Raw genomic sequence first — 9,025 nt, 5'->3', positions numbered from 1 at the left:
GAATGCGAGTCCGGTCGGCGACCAGATCGTCGCGGCGGTCGAGGAGCAGCCGGAGCGAGTTGGCCTCCGCCGAGTTGGGGGACGCGGCTCGGAAGGGCTTCGCGCCCACTTCTTCGACGCCGGTACAGCCTGACCAACGGGGATGGTAGGGGGCGCGAACGCCGTCGGTGTGCGTGCTCATGGGAGACCTCAAGTTGCTCGGTTTACGCTGTGCGCGTAAACTGGGCATATGCGGCTGATCTCATCGATGGTGGCCCTCGAGGTGGCGGTGTACCTCCACCAGGCCGGCGAGGCGCGCCTGTCCGCCATTGCGCGGGACCTCGAGGTCCCGATCTCGAGCTGCCAGCGCGGGCTCGAGGTGCTCGTTGCCGAGGGGCTGGCCCGTGCCGCCGCCCGGGGACGGTACGCCGCCGTCGAGGGACCGCGGCTCGAAGCCGTGGTCGGGCTCGCCTCTGTCGAGCTCGACAATGGTCGACTCGCGGCGATCTGTGGCGCGGCCGACGACGCCGTCGAGCTGATCGGGGACGACCGGCGGCGCCTGGTCCTCGTGTACGGACGGAACGCCCCCTTCGCCGGCCGCGCCCGTGCCCTGCGGCTGCTCGGTCCGCTGGCGACGCGGCTGGAACGGGAGTTGACCGTCCTCCACCACGATGACATCCGGCGCGCTCGCCGTCATCACCTCGCCGACCGCCATGCCCTCGAGGCAGGGAGCGTCCTCTACGGCGACCTCGGCGCGACCTTCCCCGAGCCTGCACCCGTCCGTGGCGGGGCTCCCACCGGGCGCCTCGCGGAACAGCTGCCCGCGCTTCCGGCCCGCGACGTCGAGGCCCTGCGGTCGCGCTACGGGCTGCGCTCACTGATCGTCTTCGGCTCCGCGGTGCGCACCGACTTCCGTCCGGACAGCGACGTCGATGTCGCCGTGGTCCCGGGCGATCGCCCGCTGTCCTTCTTCGAGCTGGTCGCGCTCGAGCGGGAATTGGAACAGCACCTCGGTCGCGACGTCGACCTCTGCCTGCTCCCCAACGCGATCGACGAGGTCGCCCAGGCGGTCGCCCGCGAGGGCGTGGTGCTCGGTGCCTGACACCCGGGCGGCGTTGCAGCGGATGCTGCGCGAGGGTCGTGAGGCGCGCGAGCTGGCGGAGCGCTTCGGTCCGCACTGGAGCAGCGACATCGCCGGTTTCAAGTCGGTGCTGAAGAGTCTCGAGAACATGGGCGAGGAAGTCCACGTGGGCAAGGTCGACGACGCCTTCATGGCGACGCATCCGCAGACCAACTGGGCGGCGATCGAGGCGTTCCGCCACATCAGCGTCCATGACTACGAGAAGGTGCGGCGGGAGCTGGTCGAGGGAATCGTCGCGCATCACCTCGATGACACCATCCGCCAGCTCGAGGCCCATCTTCGCGAACCGGGCTGATCACCGCCGTGTCGGCACGGTGCCGCCGAAGGCGAGGCTCCGCCGACTGGGGCTGAGCGCGGCGACGTTCGCGCTATCTCCGCGCATCTCACAGCGCACTTCGGGTGTCGACCCTCTCGACCAGTACAGCTGCTCCATGGCGGCCTGAGACGGGCGATGTCGTCGGTGGCGCCGCGGGTCGGGGCGCTTGAGGCGAGCATGGTTCGGAGGCACGCAAGGGCGGTTGAGCAGCCGAGCCAGAGGCTCGAACTTTCCCTACCTTGGCAAGGTAGGAGTGTTATGGCGAACTCGACATGGCCCCGATGATGCCCTAAGACCACTACTCTCCTGCCTTCGGGGGGCTTGGTCCAAGCTCATCGCGGTGCGGGTCAGGCTGGCATCGGGTCGAATGCGGGACCCAGGCAGCTCCCTCGTGGCGGGAGCAGGGGTCGACGAGGGCGGCGGCCGGCGGCCGCCGCGGTCGAACTGCACCAGGAGGTGACGCGTGCCGGGTAGATCGGCCTCGATGGTCGCCTCGGCGACAAGACTGATGCGAAGGCGTAGCGAGTAGTCGGGCCAAGGTCCACCATACTCGACGGATGCCCGCGTCCTCCTTCCTTCGCATGCGCATACCTCGGCGCTTCCTGCTGCCTCTCTTCGCGCTGTGGGCCGTGGCAATGATTGTCATCGGAGTGAGAGGCATCGTGAATGGGGTCTCGGAGAGATCGGCGGAGCGTCAGGTCAGCGGTCTCATCACGGCCGTGGGTGCCAACTGCGATTACGAATTGACCACGAACTACGCTTCCGCACAGTCAGTGCATGTGGACCTCTGCCCGGCAGTACCATCGCCAACCGCGGTCACAATCACCTACGACCGCTACGCGGTTACGCGGCTGGAGCTCGACGGTGCCACCATCGACGTCACGACTGACCAAGCATCGCTCGACTACACGGCGGGCGGCGTCCGAGCCGCGTTGGGTCTGGGCATGCTTCTGCTCTGCCTGCCATTTGTGATGGGATGGCAGCTGCCGCGCCCGACACCTCGAGCGATTGCCTTCGTGGTGGCGAGCGTGTCAATTGGCACGGCGATGGGCGCGGTTGCCGAAATGGACCCGCTTCACGAGAGCACGCTCGCTGAACTCATCGGGGGCATGACCGGGTTCTGCATAGGCCTCTTGGTGGCCGCCGGCGGTCTGGCGGCACATCGATGTCTCTCCTCTCGCCGGAATCGATTGAACATCTCCTGAATCGGTCCGAGGGGACGTGCCAGATGTGAGGACCGAGGGAGGGGGATGCGAATCATCTCGAGCGTCCTGGGGAGCAGGGAACCCCCTGCCGCGATCGATGTGTATTGGTCGGGGCGAATGCGGGAACTTTGGAGGCCGGGTCGAGGTGAACGGGTCGATTCGTGACGCACGCCGTGCCGCGAGAAGCACCTGGGACGGCGACGGGGGTACCCGAGTAGCCGCGCTGGGCGTACAGCCAGCGGTCTCCGGTTCACCGTTGTTCTTGGTGGCGACCGTCGCATTTCTTCTCAGCGGTTACCGCAGCCGCGGGTTCGGCTACCTGGCGACTGTGGCCGCCCTGATGGCTGTGGTCAGCTGCGTCCTCTGGTGGATGCGGTCGCAGCGCCGCCGACAGGCAGTGATCGCCACACGCGGTGTTCTCCTCTTCCGGTCGCGGACGGGGCGGCCTGTCGTCATACGATCGGACGCTGTCGCCGCGGTCGTGCTTTCACGAGTGCGTTGGGGGCGTCGGCCTCCGCCCATCCTCTTGGCGGTGAGCCCGACCGGGGAGGCGTTGGTGAGGGTGTGGGGGGCTGAGTGGGATCATGCCGCCCTGACTGCTGCGCTCAGTCCGCTCGGAATTGGTGTCGACCGAGACGATGCGAAGGCGCGGTCACCCAGGCAGCTGGAGGCGAGGTACCCCGGCTCGATGACCTTCGTGGAGCTACACCCGTTCCTCGCTGGCGGGGTTATCCCAATGTTGGTCGTGGTCGTCGTCGCGACCGTTCTTGCCCTCGTGGGCGTGATCCACTAGACAATCGGGGCGGGCGATCGCGACGGACCCCACGCCCCTCGATCAGGCTCTCTCTGAGATCAGATCCTGCCTGAGAAGGGCTTGGAGCGGGAGACGAGATTCGAACTCGCGACCCCTACCTTGGCAAGGTAGTGCTCTACCACTGAGCTACTCCCGCAGCGCGACCGCGAGTATAACGCCTCCCCCCGGCACTACCCTGCGGTCCGCGATCACCTCGTGTCAGGCCCGTGGCTGACCGGCGGGTCAGCGGCCCGAAAACGCCGCCGGACGCTTGTCCCGGAACGCCGTGACCCCCTCCATGAAGTCGCCGGAGGCCATCGCCAGGGCCTGGAGGTCCTCCTCGTGCTGGAGCTGGGTGCCGAGGTCGCTGACCAGGGACTGGTTCATCGCCCGCTTGATCAGCCCGAGCGAGAACGGGCCCCGGGCGAGGCGCTCGGCGAGCTCGCGGGCAGCGCTCCCCAGCTCGGCGTCGGGCACGACCCGGTTGACCAGGCCGATGCGCAGCGCCTCGGCCGCGGGGATCTGGTCGGCGAGCATGGCCAGCTCCACCGCCTTGGCGAGGCCGACGAGGCGGGGGAGGAAGAAGGTGGCCCCGGCGTCGGGCACCAGCCCGATGCGGGCGAACGCGAGCAGGAAGCTCGCGCTCTCCGCGGCGATGCGGAAGTCGGCGGCGAGGGCGAGGGACATGCCGGCCCCTGCGGCGACCCCGTTCACCGCGGCGATCACCGGCTTCTCCATCGCCCGCATCGCCGTGATGATCGGTGCGTAGCGCAGGGCGAGGCGGCGGCGCACCGGCTCGCGCATCCCCTCGGTGAGGTCGGCGCCGGCGGAGAAGCCGCGGCCTCCGCCGGTGATGACCACCGCCCGGACGGACTCGTCCTCACGGGCCTCGGCGGTCGCCTCGGCGAGCGATCTCAGCAGCGTGATGTCGAAGCTGTTGAGCTTGTCCGGACGGTTGAGCGTCAGGGTGAGGACGCCGCCCTCGCGGGCGACCAGCAGCGGGTCGGTGATCGTGGTCGACATGCCGTCCGACTCTACGCCGCGTCGCCGCGGTCACCGCTCGGCGTCGTCGCCCAGGGCCCGGAGGTGCTCGAAGGTGAAGATGCCGGTGTCGTGGCCGTTGCCCCAGCGGATCCCGAGTCCATAGAGGCCGACCAGGTTGATGTCGGCGAGCTCGTCCTCGCCGGCGTCCAGGCCGGGCTTGACGTCGAAGCGGCCCGGCCGGCCCATCTCGCCCTTGCACACCGCGCAGGGGCACGAGCTCCGCAGCACGGTGAACGGGATCCGCTGCACCGCGCCGTCGCCCCACTCGACGATCAGCGCCCGGGCCGGCTCGTCGTAGGCGAAGCTCACGGCGCGGACCCGCTCCTCCTCCACGGTCATGGGGCATGAGGATAGCCGGTCCGGGCGCTATTCTCGGCGCGCCGTGAAGGTCCTCATCCTCGCCCCGTTCGACGCCGCCGAGCTGGCGCGGCTGCGCGCGGTCGCCGGCGTGGTCCACGAGTCCTGGGTCGACGAGCGTCGCATGCACTCCCCGGACGAGCTCGCCGAGCGGGTGGTCGCGGGCGGCTTCGACGCCGTGGTGGTCGAGGCGGAGTTCGTCACCCGGGACGTCCTCGAGGCCGCTCCCGGCCTGAGGGTGATCGCCTCGGCGCGGGGGAAGCCGGTCAACGTCGACCTCGCCGCCGCCACCGAGCTGGGCCGCATCGTCCTCGGCACTCCCGGGCGCAACGCCGACTCGGTGGCCGACCTCTGCATGGGGATGCTCCTCGACCGGATCCGCCACATCTCGGCCGCGGCGCGGCTGGTGCGCGAGGGCGGCTGGGTGGTCGGCCTCGACGACGACGCGCTCGTGCCCTACATCCGCTTCCGCGGGGTCGAGCTCGGCGGCCGCCGTCTCGGCCTGCTCGGCTTCGGCGCCGTCGCTCGCGCCCTGGCCCGCCGCGCCCTCGCCTTCGGGATGCGGGTTCGTGCCCACGACCCCTTCGTCGACGCCGCGGTGCTCAACCGCCACGGGGTGACCTCGGGGTCGCTGGACAACCTGCTCGCCACCTCCGACGTGCTGAGCGTGCACGTCGAGCGCACCCCCCAGACCGTGGGAATGCTGAGCGCCGAGCGGCTCCGCGCCCTGCCCCGCGGCGCCATCCTCCTCAACACCGCCCGGGCCCAGGTGGTCGACCAGGACGCGATCGTGCAGCTGGTCGCCGAGGGCCACCTCGCCGCCGCCGCTCTCGACGTGGTCGCCCCGGAGCCGCTGCCGGCCGGGCACCCGCTGCTCGGCGACGACCGCATCCTCGTGCTCCCCCACATCGGCGGCGCCACCCACGACGTGGTGCGGCGGCACTCGGAGATGATCCGCGAGGACCTCGAGCTGCTGATCCGGGGCGACCGCCCGCTGCGCTGCGCCAACCCGGAGGTGCTCGGCGCCGTGCTCCGGCCGGGGTGAGCGAGCTCCTCCTCGCCGTCGACCTCGGCGGCAGCGGGCTGCGCGCCACCGCCGTCGACGCCGCCGGCACGGTGGTGGCGCGGGCCCAGCGCTCCCTGACCCAGCACCTCGACCTCCCCCCGCTGGGGCGCCGCTGGGACCCCGCCGAGCTGCGCGCCGCCGTCGCCGCGGCGATCGGCGCGGTGGTGCACAACCTCGCGCCGACAGGCATCGCGGCGGTCGCGTGCACCGGCCAGCGGATCGCCTGCGCCGCCCTCGACGCGGCCGGGGAGACCCTCTACGCCGGGCCGAACACCGACGCCCGCGGGCTCACCCACGGCTGGCGGGTCGACGACGCCGCCGGCGGCGAGCTCTACGACCGCACCGGCCGGGGCCTGGCCCTCCTCTACGCCCCCGCCCGCCTGCTCCGCCTCGGCGATGACGATCCCACCCTCCTCGAGCGGGTGCGACACGTCCTCGGGACCGGGGAGTGGCTCGCCCACCACCTCTGCGGGGAGGTCGCCACCGACGCCCGCGGCGCCACCGAGCTGCTCGCCCTCGACGTCCACGCCGGCGAGCCGTGGACGGGGATCTGGGAGCGGCTCGACCTCGATCCCGGCTGGCTTCCCCCGATACGCCGGCCCGGGGAGCGGCTCGGCGAGGTCACCCCCGTCGCCGCAGCCGCCACCGGGCTGAGACCCGGGACACCCGTCGCCGTCGCACCACCCGACTCGATGGCGGCGCTGCTCGGCGCCGGCGGCGTCGAGCCCGGCACCGCGCTGGTGCTCGCGGGGTCATCGATGCCGATCCTCGCCACCGCCACGGCGCCGAAACGCGACCGGACACGCCGCACCTGGGGCACCCCGCATCCGCTGGCCGGCTTCGTCTGCGAGAGCAATGCCGGCACCACCGGGCTGGGCTGGGCGTGGCTCGCCGAGCGCCTCACCGGCGGCATCGCGGGGATCGACGGCGACGATGCCCACGCCCTCGCCGAGCGCCTGGCCGCGACCGCGCCGCCGGGCTCGCAGGGCGCGACCGGCCTCGCCGGGGGGGCGAGCGTGCTCGACGCCACCCGTCCCTCCACGTTCCTGCCCCGGATGCGGGTCCTCGCCTGGCCGTCGGAGATCATGGGCGCCGACCTCGGCGCCGCCGACCTGCTCCGCGCCGGCCTCGAGGAGGTCGCCCACAGTGCCCGGGCCAACCTCGAGCAGGCCGAGGCGGTGCGGGGCGGCGCCGGGCGGCTCCTCCTCGCCGGCGGGATGGCGCGCAGCCGCCTCTTCACCGAGATCCTCGCCGGCGTCTGCGGCCGCCCGGTCACCGTCGCTGCCGAGACCGACGTCACCGCCCTCGGCGCGGCCGCCTGCGCCGCCGTCGCGGCCGGCCTCCACCCCGACCTCGACGCTGCGGTTGCTGCGTTCCGCCGTCCCGGCGTCGAGACCGACCCCGACGATGGCACCATCGCGGTGTACGCGGAGGCCCACCGCGGCTGGCGTGACCTGTACGCCCAGCTCGAGTCGCTCTAGATCCGGACACGTCAGGAGGCGGGGTTGGCACACGACGAGCAGCGCCAGCAGGTGGTCTGGGCATGCAGCGAGCTGGCCCGGCTCGGGCTGGTCGCAGGCACGGCGGGGAACGTCACGATCCGGGTCCCCGGCACCGAGCTGATCGCCGCCTCGCCGAGCAGCGTCCGCTACGACGCGCTCACCGCCGCGGACGCGTGCATCGTCGACCTCCAGAGCGGCGACGTGGTCGAGGGCTTCCGCAACCCCACCAGCGAGCTGCTGATGCACTCCGCGGTGCACCGAGCGCGCGGCCCCTGGGTCGGCGCGGTGATCCACGCTCACAGCGTCTCCGTCACCGCCCTCTCGCTGCTCGGCCGCGGGATCCCGCCGATCGTCGACGAGCAGGTCGCCATCCTCGGCGGCGAGATCCCGCTCTGCCCCCACGAGCTGCCCGGCAGCGCCGCACTCGCCGAGCGGGTGGTCGAGTACCTCGGCGACCTCCGCGCCGTCATCCTCGCCCATCACGGGATGCTCGGCGTCGGCCGCGACATCCATCAGGCGCTGGCGGTCTGCCACCTCGCCGAGCGGCTCGCCGAGGTGATGCTGAAGGCCCTCCCCCTGGGCGAGCCCCGGCCCCTCCCCGCGGAGGCGCAGCAGCTCGAGCGGGCCTACTACGAGCTGAGCAGCCGGCCGCCCCGCCCGCTGTTCTCCGCATGAGGGTGCTGATCAGAGGGGGGGACACCCCTCTGAGAAGATGAGCTCGATGCACATCCCCGGCGCCGTCACCGACCCGTCCACCGTCCGCGAGTTCCCGGTGACGATCGCGGTGGAGGACGGCCACCGCCTTGCCCTTCACGTCGCCCGCCCCGCGCACCCGGTCGGTCCGCTGCCCGGCCTGGTGGTGATCCACGAGGCCTACGGCGTCAACGACCACCTCCGCGACGTCACCCGCCGCTTCGCCGCCCAGGGCTTCCTCGCCGCGGCACCCGACCTGTTCGGACGCGTCGGAGGCGCCCCCGCCCTGGGCACGGAGATCGCCGAGGTGATGCAGAGGATCGGGGCGATGTCCGACGCCGATGGGGTCGCCGACCTTCGCGCCACCGTCGACTGGCTCCGCGCCCAGCCCGGCTGCAACGGGCGCGTCGGGTGCATCGGCTTCTGCATGGGCGGGCGGCTCTCCCTCCTCCTCGCCACCCACGCGGGCGTGCTCGACCGCGCCGTCGACTGCTGGGGAGGACGCATCACCCGGCGCACCGCCCCGCCCGACGAGCGCCGTCCCGAGGTGGTGGTGGACAGGGTCGACCGGCTCGCCTGCCCGCTGCTCGGGGTCTTCGGCGCCGACGACCAGAACCCCAACGCGGACGACCTCGAGGAGCTGCGCACGGCGCTGAGGGCGACCGGCCTGGAGCACCGCATCCTCGTCTACGAGGGGGCGGGCCACGCCTTCTTCGCCGACTACCGCCCCACCTGGCGCGAGGAGCCGGCCCACGCGGCGTGGGCGGAGTTCCTGCGCTTCCTGGAGCCGCTGAAGAGCTAGATATCCCACGGCCGTAAGAAGTCAAGCCGCTGTCTCGACCAGGGTCGGCCAGGCGACGTCTTCGGAGTAGAGGGTCCGGTGAGTCAGGCATCCGTGGAGGATGCCGACGAAGCGGTTGGCGAGGGCT

Annotated in this window: 9 protein-coding genes and 1 tRNA gene; 7 read left to right on the top strand and 3 right to left on the bottom strand. The window is 71.9% G+C overall.

Annotated features, from left to right (window positions below; all coding sequences use genetic code 11):
* Positions 1–229: 229 nt before the first annotated feature.
* The 3 genes from VGL20_10685 to VGL20_10675 all read left to right on the top strand — a co-directional run bounded on the left by VGL20_10685 (position 230) and on the right by VGL20_10675 (position 2,641).
* Positions 230–1,081: a nucleotidyltransferase domain-containing protein gene (locus tag VGL20_10685; protein ID HEY2704145.1), complete on the top strand. Its 852-nt coding sequence runs from the start codon at positions 230–232 to the stop codon at positions 1,079–1,081.
* The gene (locus VGL20_10680; protein ID HEY2704144.1) at positions 1,074–1,415 is read left to right on the top strand and encodes a HepT-like ribonuclease domain-containing protein; all 342 of its coding nucleotides are present in this window, start codon (positions 1,074–1,076) and stop codon (positions 1,413–1,415) included. Before VGL20_10685 ends, VGL20_10680 begins: the two co-directional genes overlap by 8 nt.
* A 578-nt stretch (positions 1,416–1,993) precedes the next feature.
* On the top strand, positions 1,994–2,641 hold the full coding sequence (locus VGL20_10675; GenBank protein ID HEY2704143.1) for a hypothetical protein: 648 nt from the start codon (positions 1,994–1,996) through the stop codon (positions 2,639–2,641).
* Between the two features lie 875 nt (positions 2,642–3,516).
* Here VGL20_10675 and VGL20_10670 read toward each other — a convergent pair.
* From VGL20_10670 to VGL20_10660, 3 genes are all read right to left on the bottom strand, one after another.
* A tRNA-Gly gene (locus tag VGL20_10670) sits at positions 3,517–3,591 on the bottom strand.
* Positions 3,592–3,677: 86 nt separating this feature from the next.
* Positions 3,678–4,457: an enoyl-CoA hydratase-related protein gene (locus VGL20_10665; protein ID HEY2704142.1), complete on the bottom strand. Its 780-nt coding sequence runs from the start codon at positions 4,455–4,457 to the stop codon at positions 3,678–3,680.
* A 30-nt stretch (positions 4,458–4,487) separates the two neighbouring features.
* On the bottom strand, positions 4,488–4,817 hold the full coding sequence (locus VGL20_10660; GenBank protein HEY2704141.1) for a DUF971 domain-containing protein: 330 nt from the start codon (positions 4,815–4,817) through the stop codon (positions 4,488–4,490).
* 43 nt (positions 4,818–4,860) lie between these two features.
* Between VGL20_10660 and VGL20_10655 the strand changes: the two genes are divergently transcribed.
* The 4 genes from VGL20_10655 to VGL20_10640 are packed head-to-tail and all read left to right on the top strand — an operon-like array spanning position 4,861 to position 8,898.
* A complete protein-coding gene (locus tag VGL20_10655; protein ID HEY2704140.1) occupies positions 4,861–5,880 on the top strand; it encodes an NAD(P)-dependent oxidoreductase in 1,020 nt (339 codons plus the stop codon).
* Positions 5,877–7,382 carry an FGGY family carbohydrate kinase gene (locus VGL20_10650; protein ID HEY2704139.1) on the top strand — a complete coding sequence of 502 codons (1,506 nt, stop codon included), beginning with the start codon at positions 5,877–5,879 and terminating at the stop codon, positions 7,380–7,382. The genes VGL20_10655 and VGL20_10650 overlap by 4 nt, the downstream gene beginning before the upstream one ends.
* A 24-nt stretch (positions 7,383–7,406) precedes the next feature.
* Complete coding sequence (locus tag VGL20_10645) at positions 7,407–8,078, top strand: class II aldolase/adducin family protein (GenBank protein HEY2704138.1); 672 nt, start codon at positions 7,407–7,409, stop codon at positions 8,076–8,078.
* Positions 8,079–8,124: 46 nt separating this feature from the next.
* Positions 8,125–8,898 carry a dienelactone hydrolase family protein gene (locus tag VGL20_10640; protein HEY2704137.1) on the top strand — a complete coding sequence of 258 codons (774 nt, stop codon included), beginning with the start codon at positions 8,125–8,127 and terminating at the stop codon, positions 8,896–8,898.
* Positions 8,899–9,025: the final 127 nt, after the last annotated feature.

It is taken from the genome of Candidatus Dormiibacterota bacterium (assembly GCA_036495095.1).
In the GTDB taxonomy this organism is placed as follows: domain Bacteria; phylum Chloroflexota; class Dormibacteria; order Aeolococcales; family Aeolococcaceae; genus CF-96.
The sequence above is the reverse complement of the archived record's forward strand: the minus strand, read 5'-3'. Positions and strand labels throughout refer to the sequence as shown.